Genomic DNA, 16,351 nt, shown 5'->3' on the forward strand with positions numbered 1-16,351 from the left:
GAGCCATGGCGCAGTAGTCCGTGCGGACACATTCGGTCGCGTAATGATGTTCAATCCCCGCCCTGCTGCGCTCAAGACTGTGCAACGAGAAACACCACCCCGCTGGGCTGGATTCCAGCTCGACGGGGTGGTGCTCAAAGGTACTGCAGGAGCTAGGCGCGGGCGCGCCAGTCCTCAAGGAAGGTGCCGATGCGGCCGACCGCGTCGGTCAGATCGCGCACGTTGGGCAGCGTGACCAGGCGGAAGTGGTCCGGGCGCACCCAGTTGAACGCGGTGCCCTGGGAGATCAGGATCTTCTGCGCCTTGAGCAGCTCCAGGGCGAACTTCTCGTCGTCGTGGATCGGGTAGACCTCGGGATCCAGCTTCGGGAACATGTACAGCGCTCCCCTGGCCTTCTGCACGCTCACACCCGGGATGGCGGTGAGCAGGTTGTAGGCCGCGTCGCGCTGCTCCAGCAGGCGACCGCCGGGCAGGATCAGGTCGTTGATCGACTGGTAGCCCCCCAGCGCAGTCTGGATCGCATGCTGCGCCGGCACGTTGGCGCACAGGCGCATGTTGGTCAGCAGGTTGATGCCCTCGATGTAGTCCGCGGCCAGGTGGCGCGGGCCGGAGATGGCCATCCAGCCGGCGCGGAAGCCGCAGACCCGGTAGGCCTTGGACAGCCCGGAGAAGGTGATGACCAGCACGTCGTCGGCCAGGCCGGCGGTGTTGATGTGCTCGGCGTCGTCGTACAGGATCTTCTCGTAGATCTCGTCGGAGAAGACGATCAGATCGTGCTTGCGGGCCAGCTCCAGGATCCCCTCCAGGGTCTCCTTGGGGTAGACCGCGCCGGTGGGGTTGTTCGGGTTGATGATCACGATGCCCTTGGTGCGGTCGGTGATCTTCGCTTCCATATCCTCCAGGTCCGGAAGCCAGCCCTCTTCCTCCACGTTGAGGTAGTGCACCGGGGTGCCGCCGGCCAGCGAGACCGACGCGGTCCACAGCGGGTAGTCGGGAGCCGGGATCAGCACCTCGTCGCCGTTGTTCAGCAGCGCGTTCAGGCTCAGGGTGATCAGCTCGGAGACGCCGTTGCCCAGGTAGACGTCGTCCACGCCGATGGTCTGGATGCCGCGGGTCTGGTAGTACTGCGAGACCGCGGTGCGGGCGGAGAGGATGCCGCGCGAGTCGGAGTAGCCCTGGGCGTTGGGCAGGTTGCGAATCATGTCGACGAGCACCGCGTCGGGCGCCTCGAAGCCAAACGGCGCGGGATTGCCGATGTTCAGCTTCAGGATGCGGTGGCCCTCGGCCTCCATGCGGGTGGCGTGCTCCAGCAGCGGCCCGCGGATGTCGTAGAGGACGTTGTGCAGTTTCGTCGATTGTTTGAATTCGGCCATGGGTACACTTTCTCACGTCAGGCGCGCGCGGCGCGCCTTGTTACTCAACCGTTGCACTCGGCCGACGTCGTCGGCCGGGTGACGGGCTGCTAGTTGTCGATGATCCAGCGCCAGCGCTGCGCGGCGTCTTCCGGCGCCATCGCATCGGGGCCGGAGACCATCCTGTTCAGACCGATCAGCGCCTGCTGGTTCATCTGGCGGGTCACCTGGTTCAGGCCGTCGGCAGCGTCCCGGTCCACCGCGTCGCCGGCCAGCGCCAGGTAGGGGGCGGCGTCGAACAGCTCCGAGCTACCGTCGACCATGGAGAACCCCTCGTCGCCGATCACCGCGTCCTGCCGCTCCAGCACGACCACGCGGCCCACCGAGGCGCGCAGCTCATCGTGCAGCTTGGCGGCGTCGACGGTGCGGAACACCGGGTCGGCGCAACCGGCACCCGCCAGCGCGCTGTCCAGCCCGGCGGTCGACGCGGCGGCGGAGACGAAGGCCAGTTCGCTGCAGGCGGCGGCCAGCGAGGCGACCGAGTCGATGGAGTATTCGATCGCCTCGGCGCCGGAAAGCACCATGACGGCGTCGGCATCGCCCTCGGACAGCGGCAGCGCGGTGAACCCGAGCTCGGCGTCGTTGACCAGTCCCACGAGCGCCTTGGCCTCGTCGCCGGACAGCCGCTGGTCCTCGCCGCGCGGGTCCAGGTCCGCCGGCAGCAGTCCGATGGCCGCCGGGGCGGTGTCGATCGCGATGTCCGCGGCGCCGTCGGCCACCTGGCGGTAGGGATCCTGCGAGGGCTTGGCGAAGCTGATGGTGTAGCCCAGCTTCTCCAGGGCGTCGCCGTAGACGTGCGCCAGCGCCTGCCCGGTGGGATCCGCGGCAGGGGCGATGCGCAGCGCGACGTCCCGGCTGGGCTCGGTTCCGGCGTCCTGCGGCGGGTTCGTGCAGCCGGCCAGCGGCAGGGCCAGTACGCAGGCGGCCAGGGCCAGCGTGCGGGCGGGGGTGGTGTGTGGGAACTTCATGTCCCTACCGATTTTAGGCCAGCGCGGGGCGGATCAGTGGTTGCGCGCGCCGGGATCGGTCATCCGCAGCATCACATCCACCCTTTCGATCCTGTTCAGCTGGCGGATTTCCTCGCGGGTGAACCAGGCGGCCTGGCTGGTGGAGCCGTTCTGCTCGGCGCGCAGCTCCCCGCCGGCCAGCTGCGCGGTATAGGTGACAGCGACGGTCTGCATGGGATGGCCGCCTCCCGAGTAGCGCTTGGCACCGGGGATGATGCCGGTGGTGACATCCAGCAGCGCCAGGTGGTCCACGTGGTAGCCGGTTTCCTCGAAGACCTCGCGCACCACCCCGTCCGAGGTCTGCTCGCCCAGATCGATGCCGCCGCCGGGCAGCGTCCAGCGCGGGATGAACCGCGGATCGCGGTGGCGCATGTCCCAGAGGGCCAGCAGCACCTTGCCCGCGTTCTCCACCAGCGCGTAGGCGGCCAGGCGGGTGTCGTACAGTTCTCCGGTCTGCTCGGATGCTCGTGTCATGAGACTAATATATCCGTCGGCGCCGGCCGTTCCGGGCAGCTGCGCCGCACCCCGGCGGCAGCACGGCACGCGCCTTGCGCATCGAAGCAGTGCTCGATTCAGCCCAAGTATGGTGAAATATTCTTATGTCATCGCAATCAGAGCAGACCTACGGTACCGATCTCGACGAAATTGATCGAATCATCATCGACGAGCTGGTCGCCAATGCGCGCATCTCCAATGCGACGCTGGCCCAGCGTGCGGGCATCGCCCCGTCGACGGCGCTGCTGCGCACCCGCTCGCTGGTGGAGCGCGGCATCCTGACCGGCTACCACGCCGAGGTGTCGCTGCGCAGCGTGGGCCGCACCGTGCAGGCGCTGATCTCCGTGAAGCTTCGGGTCCACGACCGCGAGAAGATCGACACCTTCGTCGACCGCATCCCGCAGCTGCCCGAGGTGCTGTCCATGTTCCACGTCTCCGGCGGCACGGACTACCTGCTGCATATCGCGGTCAGCTCCACGGAGGCGCTGCGCGACTGGGTGCTGGATAACCTGGCCACCGACGAGTCCGTGGGGCATACCGAAACCACGCTGGTCTTCGCGCACCACCTGGGCCACCGCGGCCCGCTGCCTTCCGGGGAAAGCAGCCTCTAGGCACTGATGTCCGGGGGCCTTCGGGCTCCCGGGGCGGCGCCGTGGCGCAAACTCCCCCGCACGGCAAAAAACCTGCGCCCCTGAAGGGGAACGCAGGTTTTTTCTGTTGGCTGGCGGCGCTAGGCGCGGCGGCGCTGCATGACCGCATCCAGGTTCAGGCGGGCCTTGGCCGAAGCCGACTTGTCCGGGGCCGGAGCCTCGGTGCGCGGCGCGGCGGTGTCCGCGCCGGCGGCCTCGGCGGCAGATGGTGCGGCGGCGGCCGGCGGCTGGATCGCGGCGTCCTTCGCCGCAGGGGCCAGCTTGGCCGGAACACTGGCCACGGCGGCCTGGTCCTCGGCGGAGACTTCCGAGGCGATGCGCTTGGCATCCTCGGAGGCCTTGAGGCTGATCTGCTTGCTCGGACGCAGCGGCTCGGAGACCGGCAGCGGTTCCGGGGCCACGCGGGCGGCGATTTCGCGGTGGGTGGCCTCGCGCACCTGGACGTAGGTGGGGCGCGGCACGTTGGTCGGCTCCCAGGTGTCCGGCTGCTTCACGCCGCCGAAGCCATGCGCCACGCGCAGCGCCTCGGCGCGCAGCTCGTCGGCCGTGATCGCCGGGGCGCGGCGGGCGGAACCCGGACGGGCGTCGAAGACCTCCTCGTCGCCCTGCTTGCGGACCAGCACCGGGGCGGCGCCGTCCTGGATCGCAGGGGTCTGCATTGCGCGCTCGCGGGTGGCCTCCAAGGTGGCCAGCAGCTTGCGGTTGCGGTCGCGCACTGCAAGCATGCGCAGCGACGCGAAGGAGCCCAGCCCGGCCAGGAAGAAGATCCCGACCCAGCCGAAGGTCAGCGCGGTGAACGGTGCGAGAACCAGGCCGACGAGGGTGGCCACGACGGCCAGCAAACCCACCAGGGCGAGGGACAACCGGCCATAGCGCACGCGAATCCTGAATTCAGAGACAGCCTTCGCCTGCGAAGCGCTCTGTGACGTGCCGGCCATGTGGTTCCTCCATCACCGATAGGTTCGGTCAAATTCTGCGGGAAACCGGATACGGCTTCTCGAGTCAACACTATGCAACCGATGAACCGGTCACCCGCACTTGCGCAGGCGTGTTGCAAAGTTTTCGTGCACGATGTGCCACCTCAGAAGCGCATTGACGGCTTCGGGCCGGATTTGGCGGCTTTATTCGTAGATGCGTTCGATCATCGGCGCCGCCAGCTCCTCGCGGTTCAGCGCGAAGGTGCGGTGGTCGCGCCACTGCCCGTCGATGTGCAGGTAGCCGCGGCGCAGCCCCTCGTCGCGGAACTTCAGCTTGTCCACCACCCGCAGGCTCGCCGTGTTCTCCGGGCGGATGTTGATTTCCAGCCGGTGCAGGCCCAGCGCGCCGAAGCAGTGGTCGACGACCAGCGCGCAGGCCTCCGGCATCAGCCCGTACCCGGCATGGGACTGGTCGATCCAGTAGCCGATGGACGCGGTGCGCGCCGCGCCCCACTGCACCCCGCTGACCGAAACCTGCCCGATGATCGGCGGGTTCGCGCTGTGCAGCTGCGGCAGCGTGAGCACCCAGGCGTAGCCGGTGCCTTCCCGCGCGGCGGCGTGCTTCAGCCCGATCATGTCCCGGTAGGTCAGCACCTCGGGCGGACCCGCGGGGTTGGTGGGGTCCCAGGGCTTGAGCCACTTCGCATTCGCGTAGCGCAGCGCGGACCACTCGGCGGCGTCGGACAGTTTCAGCTGGCGCAGCACCAAACGCTGCGAGACCAGATCCGGAACCGCGACCCTGCCGCGCCAAAAGCCTTTCATGGCTTTAATGGTATCCGCCGCACGGCCCCGGACGCGGCCGCTGCGCGTCATACACGCCCCGGCGCGGGCGGCGCAGTGAGTACAGTGGGTGCCATGGATGCACAAAGCTCACCGTCCTCCGTGCCGGCCGATTCCGCCGCCGCGCGCCCCGGCGCCTTTGCCGAGTCGAAAAAGGCCCTGCGCACCGCGATCCGCACGGCGCGGCGTGCACTGCCGGACGAGGTCCGGGCGCAGCGCTCGGCGGCCATCTCCGAGGCGGTGCGCCGCTACCTTGCCGACCTCGCCCCGGTGGTGCGCACCGTGGCCGCCTACTGCTCCGCCCCGGACGAGCCGGACACCGAACCGCTGCTGGCCGCGCTGGCCGCCGACGGAATCCAGGTCTACGTGCCGGTGTGCGAACCGGAATACCAGCTGTCCTGGGTGCGCTGGGTCCCGGGCGTCGAGCTGGTGCGCAGCCCGCGCGCCCCGGTCATGGAGCCGGTAGGCCCGCGCAGGGGCCTGGAATTGTTCGATGAGGTCGCCACCTTGTTCATCCCGGCGCTGGCGATCGACGCCGACGGGCTGCGGCTGGGCCAGGGCGGCGGCTACTACGACCGCTTCCTGCCGCGGCTGGAGCAGTTCCCGGTGCAGGTGGCCGCGCTGGTGTACGACGAGGAGCTCGTGGCCTCCGGGACCTTCTCCGTCGCACCGCACGACATGCCCGTGGACCTGGTGATCACCCCCGGGGGCACCCGCCACTTCCTGGACTAGCGCTTCCCCCGAGCGCTTTTCCCCAATCCGCCCGGCCGCGCGGTACCACGCGCCGCCCCGGGTGTGCACTGGATGCATGAAGCACCCATCCGCGCGCCGCGCCCCGGCGATCCCCCGGCCCCGGGTCCGCCCGGTGCGCACCCGCAACGAGGCGCTGCGCCGCTACCGGCGCCCGCTGGCCGTCGCCTTCCTGCTGCTGGCCGCCGCGGCCGCCCTGAACGTGCTCTCCTCCGGGCAGCTGGCCCAGCGCGAAGTCGTGGTGGCGGCTACCGACCTGGCCGCCGGGGCCGTCATCTCCCCCGCCGACGTGCAGCTGCAGCGGATCCCGGCGGACCCGGAGGACCACCGGCTGCTGACGGACCCACAGGAACTGGTGGGCCAGCGGCTGGCCATCGCGGTCCCCGCGGGCACCGCCCTGCGCAGCTACCTGCTGGTCGGCCCGCAGCTGCTGGCAGGCAGCGCCCCGGGCACCGTCGCGGTCCCCCTCCGGCTGAGCGATCCGGCCGCCGTCGGCCTGCTGAATCCGGGACAGCTGGTGGACATCGTGCTCACCACCGGCGACGGGTTCGAGCAGCAGATCCGTTCGGAAACCATCGCCCGGGGCGTGGCGGTGCTGTGGGTTCCGGTGGCCGAGCGCGGCGAGTTCGGCATGCTCTCCGGAGGGCCGTCCCCCGGCGAGGGCATCATCGTGGTGGCCGCTGCGGCCAGCCTGTCCGACGACCTGGCCGGCGCGGTCTCCCGCGGCAAGGTCTCCGCGGTGCTGGTCAACTAGCCTGCCGCGCGCGGGCAGCACAAAGCCCGCCGGCTCCTGCGCGGTGCAGGCATTCGACGGGCTCTTCGGCGCTGGGCTGGGCTGTGCTGGGCGGCGCTGGGCTAGCCCCAGTGCGGGGGTTTTTCGCGTTTCATCGCTTCGGCCAGGTCCTCGGCGGCGTCGCCCCACAGCCGGGGGTCGTCGTCCTTGGCACGCAGGCCGGCCAGCGGATCCCGGGTCTGCTTCGCCGGGCGGGCCGCGTCCGCGATCGCGTCGGCCGGACGCGAGTTCGCGGCGGATTCATCCACCGAGGCGGAGTGCGGCACCGGGGCGTAGCGCCCGGTCAGCTGCACCCGGGCCTGCAGGTGCTGCGGCGGGGCGATGACCCGGGCGCGCTTTTTCCTGGGTGCCGGTTGCGGCGCAGCGCCGGGTTCTGGATCGGCCATCTACTTCGAGCGCTCCGTGTCCGTCGGCTGGGTGCTGGCCGGCACCGGCTTCGGGGTGGCGCCGTCGGCCTTGGCTGCGGGAGCCGCGTCCTTGGCCTGCGCGTTCTTCGAGCCTGCATCACCGGACCCGGCGTCCGCGGCCGCCGGGGCTTCGGTCTGCGGGGCTTCGGCCTGCGGCGTCCCGGCTGCGGCATCGGCAACAGCCCGGTCGGCCTTCGGCTGCTCGTCCGCCTCGGCCGCGGCCTCCGGCAGGGTCCCCTTGGCGGGCTCGGCGGTGACCTGGCTGGCGCGCACCGGCGGGGCCGCGGCCAGCGAGGCGCGCGACTGCCCGGCAGCGGCGGCCGGCGCGGACGCTGGCTTGAGCTGCAGGTAGCGGGCCAGCCGGTCGGTGACCGCGCCGGGATCGGTGAACACGTCGATGGTCCACAGCGGCACGTAGCGCCAGCCGTGGTTCTCGAAGAAGTCCGGGCGCAGGCGGCTGCGCTCGCGCACGGTCAGCCCGGCGTAGTGCTCGGTGCCGTCGTACACCACGGCCAGCGGGCGAATCTCCTGCCCGTCGACGTCGAAGGCGTGGGCGGCCAGGTCCAGCACGCCGCGGTAGTCCTCGGAGACGATCGCGCCGCGTTCGCGCAGGCGGCGGGCCAAATCGGAGACCAGCGCGTCGAAGCGCGGGTGCGCCCAGGTGGCGATGGACGAGTCCCCGGCCTGCACGCGGGTGAACAGGTCGAAGAACGCGCCGGCGCCGTGGTGCAGGCGGGAGGCTTCCAGTTCCTCGGGCTGCAGGCTGGAGACCAGGGTCAGCCGGGTGCGCGAGCGGGTGACCGCCGCGACGAACAGCTGCTCGCCGCCGGGGCGGGAGAGCTCGCCGAATTCGTGCAGGGTCTTGCCGTGCGGGGTGCGCCCGTAGCCCCAGGCGAAGATCACCGCGTCGCGGCGCAGGCCGATCAGCCGGTGCACGGTGGTGACCACGAACGGCTCGTGCTTGGCGCGCAGGTATTCCATCGCGTACTTGTGGTTCGGCAGCTGCACGCGGATGGCCTCCGCGATGGCCGCGGCGTGGCTGCGGTTGGTCGCGATGACCGCCAGCGACTCGCCGGGACGGGTGGAGAAGTGCTCGAAGACCAGGTCCACGATGCGCGCGACCTCCGCCGCGGTGGTCTGCACGCCGTCGTCGCTGCTGGCCAGGGCGCCGGTGGCGTCGGGCACGTACTGGGCGCTGAGCTGGCCCGAATGCGCGGCGGTGGCCATGGCCTGCGGCAGCCGGGAGATCGCCGAGTCGTAGTAGGTGGTGGACAGCTGCTGCACCAGGCCCTCGTCGATGCCGCGGTACACGGTGGACAGGGTGCCGGTGACCAGCACCTTGTTCAGCGCCGACAGCGCGGACACGCCGGCGTCGCGCGAGCCGATGCGGGCGGTGGGGTCCACGGAGACCTCGAAGGGCTTAGGACCGCCGAGCATCTCGTCGCCGATCGCGATGACCTGGCGGGAGCGGCGCACCGCGTCGAGCACCTCGCGCAGGGTCAGGTAGTTGGCCTCCAGCAGGATGACGGCGTCGAACTCGGCGTCGTCGGGCAGCGCGGTGCCCAGCAGCAGCGGCGCGGAGACGAACACCGGGGTCAGCGAGTTGACCAGCGATTCACCCAGGTTCAGCACCTTGGCGATGGAGGCGGTGTTGTCCTTGAGCATCTCGCGCAGGGCGCGGGAGGCGGCGCGGTGGTCGGCCAGGGCGGCCTTCCAGTTGCGGGCCAGCCGCCAGCGGATGCGTTCGGGCCCGGCGGCGATGTGCGCGCCGTCGGCCAGCCGGTACTCGGCTTCCAGCTTCTCCAGCTTCGCGCCGTCGTTCATGGCCAGGAAGTCGTCGCCGGAGATCATCGCGTCCAGCACTGACTGCCACCAGGACAGCTCCAGCTCGGCGTCCACCGCGTCGGTGTCGATCTGGCGCTGCGCGAAATCCTCCAGCAGGTCACCCAGCCCGGCTTCGGAGAGCTGTTCGGCGATCAGCGTGCGCTCGGGCAGCTCGGCGAGGTCTTCCTTGCGGTCCACCAGCGCGGCGATCAGATCCAGCAGCTGCGTGATCGGCATTTCGCGCAGGCTGCCGCCGGCGCGGGCCGGCAGCATCGAGGAGAGCTTGTCGATGCGCGCCCCGGCATCGTGGTAGCCGGCTTCAACGTCCAGCAGCCCGCCGGGGACCTGCGGGTTGCGCTGGGAGGTGGCGTAGGCGCGCCAGGCGTCGCGCTGCACGGCGACGGCCTGCAGCGCGGACTGCAGATCCGGCACGTGCATGCCCGGGCGGACGTACTCCTTGGCGATCTTGCGCAGGCGGGAGCGGACCAGCGAGCCCATCTCCACGCCGTGCTCGCGACGCCACGCGCTGGTGGCGGTGGCGGCGATCAAATCATCGATGTCGCCCTCGAAGATGTCGGATTCGAACTTGTCCAGCGAGCCGCGCACGGCGACCAGCAGGGCCAGCTGGTCTCCCCACTTGTCGTAGCTGTCATCCAGCCGGATCTGGCTGCGTTCGGCGATCTTGAGCATGTGCTCGTGCAGGATCGGCAGGTCGCGGCCCAGACCGCTGGCCAGGCTCAGCGCCTGCGCGGTGGCTTCCTGGTTGCGCAGCGGCGCGCCGTGCCAAGGGCTGGTGGTGTGTTCGCGGGAGAACGCGCCGAGCTGGGCGGCGCGCTTGAGCTGCGCGGCGACGTGGCCGCGCTGGCCCATGGAGTCCAGCACCGAGCGCTTGAGCCGCACCGTGGTGGACGGCGCCGGGTTCAGCGCGGAGAGCCGGGCCAGCTCCTGCATCGACTGGTACGGCGAGCAGCCCCAGCGGCTGCGCACCGAGTGCAGCGACTTCACGTGCTCGTGCAGCGCGTGGCGCGATTCGCGCAGGCGCTTGAACAGGTTGCCCAGCTGCGGTTCGGTGGCGCGTTCGTTGCGCAGGATGGCCCGGGTCAGCTGCTTGCGGACCGCGTCCGGGTCCTCGTTCGGCTCCAGCAGCAGGCTGGCGGCGTCAAGCTTCGCGTTGAAGCGCTCGACGAATTCCTCCGCGGCGGTGCGCTGCTCGGCGATGACCAGCACGCGCTTGCCCTGGGCGGCCAGCACCGCGGCGGCATTCAGCGCGGTCTGTGTGGCGCCGGTGCCGGCGGCGGCGTTGATCGCCACGGATTCGCCGGCGGCGATGTATTCGAGCATGCGGGACTGCGACTCGTCGGCGTCCAGCAGGTAGAGCTCGTCCTCGGGGTCGCGCTCGTCCGAGGACTTGGCCAGGGTGGAGTCCCCGGTGTGCACCTTGCGGTTGGCGCCGGGCGCAGGCTGGCCGGCGGCGCGCACCACGGGCTCGTGCGGGCGGCGCGGGCGGGCCGAATCCTTGATCAAGTTCTTGACCCGGCGCAGGCGCGATCCGGTGTCCTCCGGTTCGCCGGCCTTCGCGTCGGCCTTCGCGTCCTCCTTGGCCGCATCCGTTGCCGCGTCGTCGGCAGCGGAGGCATCGGCAGCGGAGGCGTCGGCGTTCTTTGCGGCGACCAGGTTGGCCAGCGCGGTGGAACCCTTGGTGGCTTCGGCGACCCTGGCGGCGCGCTCGGCCAGCTTCTCGTTGTCGGCCTGCCGGATCAGGGCCTCGATGACCGGGTGCGGGCCGTTGAGCTTGGCCGGGTCGGCCGGGTCGATGAGGTCGGAGAAGGTGGACAGCAGCAGGCGGTGGCCCACAACGACGCCGGGCACCTCGGAGACCAGGTGGCGCAGGGCGTCCATGCCGCGCACTGGGTCGAAGCGGGCAATGGAATAGGCGGCGGCGTCCACCGCGGCGACGTCGATCTTCGCGTGGTGATCGGCCTCGAACTGGCGTACGAACGCCGGGGAGATGGTGGCGCGGCCGACCAGCTGGACGTCGTAGTCGTCGGTGTCCACGTGCTTGGACAGGGTGATGCGCCCGAGCATGATCGGGGCGGAGACCGGTTCGCTCTTGCCCTCGTGCACGGCGCGCCAGTTGGCGACGCCGGCGGCCAGGTAGCCCACGTCGATGCCGCGCTCGTCCCACAGCTCGCTGATCTTGGAGGACAGGGCGCGGGCGGTGCGCTTGGCGGCGGCGTACTGCTCCGCGTCGTGCAGCAGGGTGGACAGGCGGGTGCGTCGACCGGCCAGGAACTGGGCCAGTCCCGAGGGGTTGGCGTGCGTGATGTCGATGCTGTTGGACGTCGACGGGGCGAACCTCAAAGTGGTGTCGGCCCCGGCGCTTTGCCCCAGGGATTTCACCCAGTCGGCTACTCGATCCGCAGCAGCATTCTGAGCACTGGTCACGACAGTTATTCCCTTCACTGAACCGGCCTTGCAGCGGCGCGCGCTCACGCGCTACACCTCTATCTAACGTAGTGCACGCGCGGGGCAGAACACCGGCGCGAAACACGTTTTAAGCGTGTGAAGCGGAACCCGGGCGGTGAGCCGCGGCGCATGACGCGCCGCGGCCCTTCGCATGGATTCCGCTTCGGGTGCCCGGGCCGCGCCTGGCGGCGCGTCCGGGACCGGCACAGCTAGTTGCCGGTTACTCCCATTCGATGGTTCCCGGCGGCTTGCTGGTGACGTCCAGCACCACGCGGTTGACCCCGTCCACCTCGTTGGTGATGCGGTTGGAGATCTTGGAGAGCAGGTCGTACGGCAGGCGCGACCAGTCGGCGGTCATGGCGTCCTCGGAGGACACCGGACGCAGCACGATCGGGTGGCCGTAGGTGCGGTGGTCGCCCTGGACGCCCACGGAGCGCACGTCGGCGAGCAGTACCACCGGCATCTGCCAGACTTCGTCGTCCAGGCCGGCTGCGGTCAGCTCGGCGCGGGCGATGGCGTCGGCCTTGCGCAGGATCGAGAGGCGTTCCTCGTTGACGGCGCCGATGATGCGGATGCCCAGGCCCGGGCCGGGGAACGGCTGGCGTCCCACGATTTCCTCGGGCAGGCCCAGCTCGCGGCCCACTGCGCGCACTTCGTCCTTGAACAGGGTGCGCAGCGGCTCGACGAGTTCGAACTGCAGGTCCTCCGGCAGGCCGCCTACGTTGTGGTGGCTCTTGATGTTGGAGGTGCCCTCGCCGCCGCCGGATTCGACGATGTCCGGGTACAGGGTGCCCTGGACCAGGAACTTCACCGGCTCGCCCTCGGAAGCTTCCTTGGCGATGATCGCTGCCTCGGCGGCCTCGAACGCGCGGATGAACTCGCGGCCGATGATCTTGCGCTTGGTCTCCGGGTCGGTGACGCCGTCCAGCGCGGTCAGGAAGCGTTCGCGCTCGTCGGCGATGTACAGCTTGGCGCCGGTGGAAGCGACGAAGTCCTTCTCCACCTGCTCGGCTTCGCCTTCGCGCAGCAGGCCGTGGTTCACGAACACACAAGTCAGCTGGTCGCCGATGGCGCGCTGCACGAGTGCGGCGGCCACGGCGGAGTCAACGCCGCCGGACAGGCCGCAGATGGCCTTGCCGTTGCCGACCTGGGCGCGGATGCGCTCGATCTGCTCGTCGGCGATGTTGTCGGCGGTCCAGTCGCCCTTCAGGCCGGCGCCGTTGTACAGGAAGTTCTCCAGCACATCCTGGCCGAACTCGCAGTGCTTGACCTCCGGGTGCCACTGCACGCCGTAGAGGCGCTTGGCCTCGTTGGCGAAGGCTGCCACGGGGGCGCCTGCGGTGGTGGCCAGGACCTCGAAGCCCTCAGGGGCTACCGAGACGGCGTCGCCGTGGCTCATCCACACGGTCGGGGCGTTTGCCGCTCCGGCCAGGATGGAGCGGGGCTCGCCGGCGAATTCGGTCGCGGTGCGGCCGTATTCGCGCAGCCCGGTCTCGGAGACGGTGCCGCCCAGGGCGTTGGCCATGGCCTGGAACCCGTAGCAGATGCCGAGCACCGGCACGCCGGCGTCGAACAGGTCGGCCCCGACGGACGGGGCGCCATCGGCGTAGACGCTGGAGGGACCACCGGAAAGGATGATCGCTGCAGGGTTCTTGGCCAGGATGGCTTCGGTGGACAGGGTGTGCGGAACGATCTCCGAGTACACACGAGCCTCACGTACGCGGCGAGCAATCAGCTGCGCGTATTGGGCCCCGTAGTCGACGACCAGAACCGGCTTATGTTCTGGATTGAGGGGAGCAGTAGTCACTCCCCTAGTCTACTGGGTTCGCCGGGCGCGAAACAGCGCGGCCACTGTCATCAACGTCACCACCGGGTCACATTCGGGGCGGTTTCGGCGTCCGCAGGCCGTCCCCGGACTGCTTCCGGGCGGATTCGCCGTGCGGTCAGGCACCGCGCCGCCCGGCGGCCGGGCTGCGCAGACAAGTGCGGCGGGCCGCCTCCCCGTGAGGGGAAGCGGCCCGCCGGGCGTGCTTGGTGTGCTGGCGAAGGCTAGTAGCGCTTGGCCGCCTTCGGATGGTTTTCCATTTCCGCCATGACTTCCTTGTGCACCTTGTGCTCGGTGATGAAGGACAGGAACGGCACCACGCCGCCCAGGGCGATGGTGATGAAGCGGGAGAACGGCCAGCGCATCAGGGACCAGAGGCGGAAGTCCGCGAACAGGTAGACCACGTAGAGCCAGCCGTGGGCGATCAGGATGCCCAGGGAGGCGTTGAAGCCGCCGGCGACCTCAGCCCGGTTGTGCATGCCGATGGTGTTGGCGGTGCCGTCCAGCAGCTGGCCGCCGATGAACAGCTCCAGCTGCCAGAAGTACTTGAAGACCATTTCCAGCACGAGCAGCAGCAGCATCACGCCGGTCACGTAGGCGAACACCCGGAAGAAGGCCGCTGCGGAGCGGATCTGCGCCGGGGTGCCGCCGAACTTGCGGGGGCGGGGTGCGGGGGTGGTGCTGGACATGGTCGGGCGGTCCTTCCGTGGGAGGTCAGTCATTCAAGTATGCGAGGGCGCGTCAGCTGCGCGCTTCCCCGTCGTCGTCGCGGGGGTCGTTCTGGTGGGCTTGGGCCGCGCGCTCGGCGATTTCTTCCATGCCGCGCTGGTAGTCGTCGCGCACCATCCGGTACCAGAGGAACAGCGCGAATCCGGCGAACACCACCCATTCGATGCCGTAGAAGACGTTGAGCCAGTTGACCTGGGCTTCCTGCGGCTGCGGGCCGACGAAGACGCGGGTCAAGCCCGGCTGCTCTACCGCTGCGCCGTCGGCGGTCTTCATCTCGTGGGCGGTCACGAATCCTTCGTACAAGGTGGCGTCCCACAGATTGGACAGCTGCGAGGAGGCCAGGGTCTCAAGGACCGGGTTGCGCACGTCGTGGCCCAGTTCCGGGCCTTCGGACGGCAGCAGGCGGCCGGTGATTTCCAGCTCGCCCTCGGGTGCGGGGGCAGGTGCCGAGGCGTCGGGCTGCCAACCGCGGACCACCGCGATGGCGGCGTCCTGCGGAGCGCCGTCGACGGTGAACTCGGTGACGACCCAGACGCCCTTGGCGCCGTCGTGCAGGCGCGGGGCGATCAGCTCATCGCTGCCCGCGACGAATTCGCCGCTGAAGGTGACAATCTGGTCTGCCACGGTACCCAGCAGTTCGGTGCCGACCTGGTGGTGTTCGGTCAGCGGGACGGCCACCTCGGTCTTGTCCGCCTTGACCAGCGGCTCGGATTCGGAGGAACCGAATTGCCAGCCGGACAGGGCGACGAAGCCGGTGGCCAGCGCCAGGGCGGCCAGCAGCGCGAGGAGCCATTGGGGTTTGAGGGCGGTTTTCAGCACCCTACCACCGTACTTCGATTGGCTGTAGAAGTAGAAATGCGCGGGGCGTGAGATTGACCTTGGACACCATGGGAGCCCTGGCCGGAACCTTCTACGCGGCTGGTTCGTTGAGGCGCCAGCGGCGGGCGGAAAAGCGGCGGCCCGCCGCCTGACCGGCAAGGGCGCAGGGGCGGGCCGTGGAAGCCTGCGGGCGCGAGGCGCCCGGACGGCTAGAAGCGGTCGGACTCGTACGGGGAGAGCACGACGTCCACGCGCTGGAATTCCTTGAGCTTCGAGTAGCCGGTGGTGGCCATCGAGCGGCGCAGTGCGCCCACCAGGTTGGAGGTGCCATTGGTTTCGCGCGACGGACCGTAGAGCACGTTCTCCAGCGAGCCGACGGTGCCCACGCGGGCGCGGTCGCCGCGGGGGCTGACCTCGTGGACAGCTTCCATGCCCCAGTGGTAGCCGGCACCCGGCGCCTCCTCGGCGCGAGCCAAGGCGGTGCCGAGCATGACGGCGTCGGCGCCCATGGCGATGGCCTTGACGATGTCGCCGGAGTTGCCCAGCCCGCCGTCGGCGATCACGTGCACATAGCGTCCGCCGGATTCCTCGATGTAGTCGCGGCGGGCCGCGGCGACGTCGGCGATGGCGGTGGCCATCGGGGCGTGGATGCCCAGGGTGCGGCGAGTGGTGGAGGACGCGCCGCCGCCGAAGCCGACGAGCACGCCGGCCGCGCCGGTGCGCATCAGGTGCATGGCCGGGGTGTAGCCCGCGGCGCCGCCAACGATGACCGGCACGTCGAGCTCGTAGATGAACTGCTTCAGGTTCAGCGGCTCGGTGGTCTTGGAAACGTGCTCAGCGGACACGGTGGTGCCGCGGATGACGAAGATGTCAACGCCGGCGGCCACCACGGTGCGGTAGAACTCCTGGGTGCGCTGCGGGGTCAGCGAGCCGGCAACCACCACGCCGGATTCGCGGATTTCCGCCAGCCGGGAGGTGATCAGTTCGGCCTGGATCGGGGCCGAGTAGATCTCCTGCAGCTTGGCGGTGATCTTCGGGTCGTTGCGGGTGGCCGCTTCGGAGTTCAGGCCGGCGATTTCTTCCAGCACCTTCTCCGAATCCTCGTACCGGGTCCACAGGCCTTCGAGGTTCAGCACGCCCAGGCCGCCCAGCTTGCCCAGCGCGATGGCGGTGGCCGGGGAGGTCACCGAGTCCATGGGTGCGCCGATGAACGGGGTCTCGAACTGGAAGGCATCGATCTGCCAGGACACCGACACGTCCTTCGGGTCACGGGTGCGGCGATTCGGTACGATCGCTACGTCGTCCAGGGAATATGCCTTGGTGGCCCGCTTGCCGCGGCCGATCTCAATCTCATTACTCACGTCCCTAGGTTATCAAGAGTGCGGCCGAAACCCGCTCTCGGCCACCGCCAGATTGC

The 16,351-nt window shown here is 69.9% G+C and carries 14 protein-coding genes; 3 read left to right on the forward strand and 11 right to left on the reverse strand.

Going from position 1 to position 16,351, the window contains the following annotated elements; genetic code table 11:
* Positions 1-152: 152 nt before the first annotated feature.
* The 3 genes from JQN66_RS11670 to JQN66_RS11680 form a co-directional block, all read right to left on the reverse strand.
* Positions 153-1,373, reverse strand: coding sequence for a pyridoxal phosphate-dependent aminotransferase (locus tag JQN66_RS11670; protein ID WP_188948858.1), 1,221 nt, complete (start codon positions 1,371-1,373; stop codon positions 153-155).
* Positions 1,374-1,462: 89 nt separating this feature from the next.
* The gene (locus JQN66_RS11675; protein ID WP_204675150.1) at positions 1,463-2,380 is read right to left on the reverse strand and encodes a hypothetical protein; all 918 of its coding nucleotides are present in this window, start codon (positions 2,378-2,380) and stop codon (positions 1,463-1,465) included.
* 33 nt (positions 2,381-2,413) lie between these two features.
* Positions 2,414-2,893 (reverse strand): NUDIX hydrolase, encoded by a 480-nt coding sequence (locus tag JQN66_RS11680; RefSeq protein WP_204675152.1) that lies wholly within the window; start codon positions 2,891-2,893, stop codon positions 2,414-2,416.
* Between the two features lie 125 nt (positions 2,894-3,018).
* On the opposite strand from JQN66_RS11680, the gene JQN66_RS11685 reads away from it, so the two are divergent.
* Positions 3,019-3,525, forward strand: a complete 507-nt coding sequence (locus JQN66_RS11685) for an Lrp/AsnC family transcriptional regulator (protein ID WP_188948861.1) — start codon at positions 3,019-3,021, stop codon at positions 3,523-3,525.
* 119 nt (positions 3,526-3,644) lie between these two features.
* On the opposite strand, the gene JQN66_RS11690 is transcribed toward JQN66_RS11685, so the two are convergent.
* Together JQN66_RS11690 and JQN66_RS11695 are read right to left on the reverse strand one after the other, a co-directional pair.
* Complete coding sequence (locus JQN66_RS11690; protein WP_204675154.1) at positions 3,645-4,502, reverse strand: hypothetical protein; 858 nt, start codon at positions 4,500-4,502, stop codon at positions 3,645-3,647.
* Between the two features lie 183 nt (positions 4,503-4,685).
* A complete protein-coding gene (locus JQN66_RS11695) occupies positions 4,686-5,303 on the reverse strand; it encodes a GNAT family N-acetyltransferase (RefSeq protein ID WP_204675156.1) in 618 nt (205 codons plus the stop codon).
* A gap of 93 nt (positions 5,304-5,396) precedes the next feature.
* On the opposite strand from JQN66_RS11695, the gene JQN66_RS11700 reads away from it, so the two are divergent.
* Positions 5,397-6,053 carry a 5-formyltetrahydrofolate cyclo-ligase gene (locus JQN66_RS11700; protein WP_204675158.1) on the forward strand — a complete coding sequence of 219 codons (657 nt, stop codon included), beginning with the start codon at positions 5,397-5,399 and terminating at the stop codon, positions 6,051-6,053.
* A 76-nt stretch (positions 6,054-6,129) separates the two neighbouring features.
* On the forward strand, positions 6,130-6,825 hold the full coding sequence (locus tag JQN66_RS11705; protein WP_188948865.1) for an RcpC/CpaB family pilus assembly protein: 696 nt from the start codon (positions 6,130-6,132) through the stop codon (positions 6,823-6,825).
* 101 nt (positions 6,826-6,926) lie between these two features.
* Here JQN66_RS11705 and JQN66_RS11710 read toward each other — a convergent pair whose 3' ends face one another.
* From JQN66_RS11710 to JQN66_RS11735, 6 genes are all read right to left on the reverse strand, one after another.
* Entirely contained in the window at positions 6,927-7,250 is a 324-nt protein-coding gene (locus tag JQN66_RS11710) for a hypothetical protein (RefSeq protein ID WP_204675160.1), read from the reverse strand.
* Complete coding sequence (locus JQN66_RS11715) at positions 7,251-11,540, reverse strand: DNA helicase (RefSeq protein ID WP_204675162.1); 4,290 nt, start codon at positions 11,538-11,540, stop codon at positions 7,251-7,253.
* Between the two features lie 241 nt (positions 11,541-11,781).
* Positions 11,782-13,368 (reverse strand): glutamine-hydrolyzing GMP synthase, encoded by a 1,587-nt coding sequence (gene guaA, locus JQN66_RS11720; RefSeq protein ID WP_204675164.1) that lies wholly within the window; start codon positions 13,366-13,368, stop codon positions 11,782-11,784.
* A 242-nt stretch (positions 13,369-13,610) separates the two neighbouring features.
* Positions 13,611-14,075 (reverse strand): DUF3817 domain-containing protein, encoded by a 465-nt coding sequence (locus tag JQN66_RS11725; protein ID WP_188948981.1) that lies wholly within the window; start codon positions 14,073-14,075, stop codon positions 13,611-13,613.
* Between the two features lie 52 nt (positions 14,076-14,127).
* On the reverse strand, positions 14,128-14,934 hold the full coding sequence (locus JQN66_RS11730) for an SURF1 family cytochrome oxidase biogenesis protein (protein ID WP_204675166.1): 807 nt from the start codon (positions 14,932-14,934) through the stop codon (positions 14,128-14,130).
* A 209-nt stretch (positions 14,935-15,143) separates the two neighbouring features.
* The gene (locus JQN66_RS11735; protein ID WP_188948870.1) at positions 15,144-16,295 is read right to left on the reverse strand and encodes a GuaB3 family IMP dehydrogenase-related protein; all 1,152 of its coding nucleotides are present in this window, start codon (positions 16,293-16,295) and stop codon (positions 15,144-15,146) included.
* Positions 16,296-16,351 lie beyond the last annotated feature (56 nt).

The organism is Glutamicibacter protophormiae (assembly GCF_016894325.1).
Lineage (GTDB): Bacteria > Actinomycetota > Actinomycetes > Actinomycetales > Micrococcaceae > Glutamicibacter > Glutamicibacter protophormiae.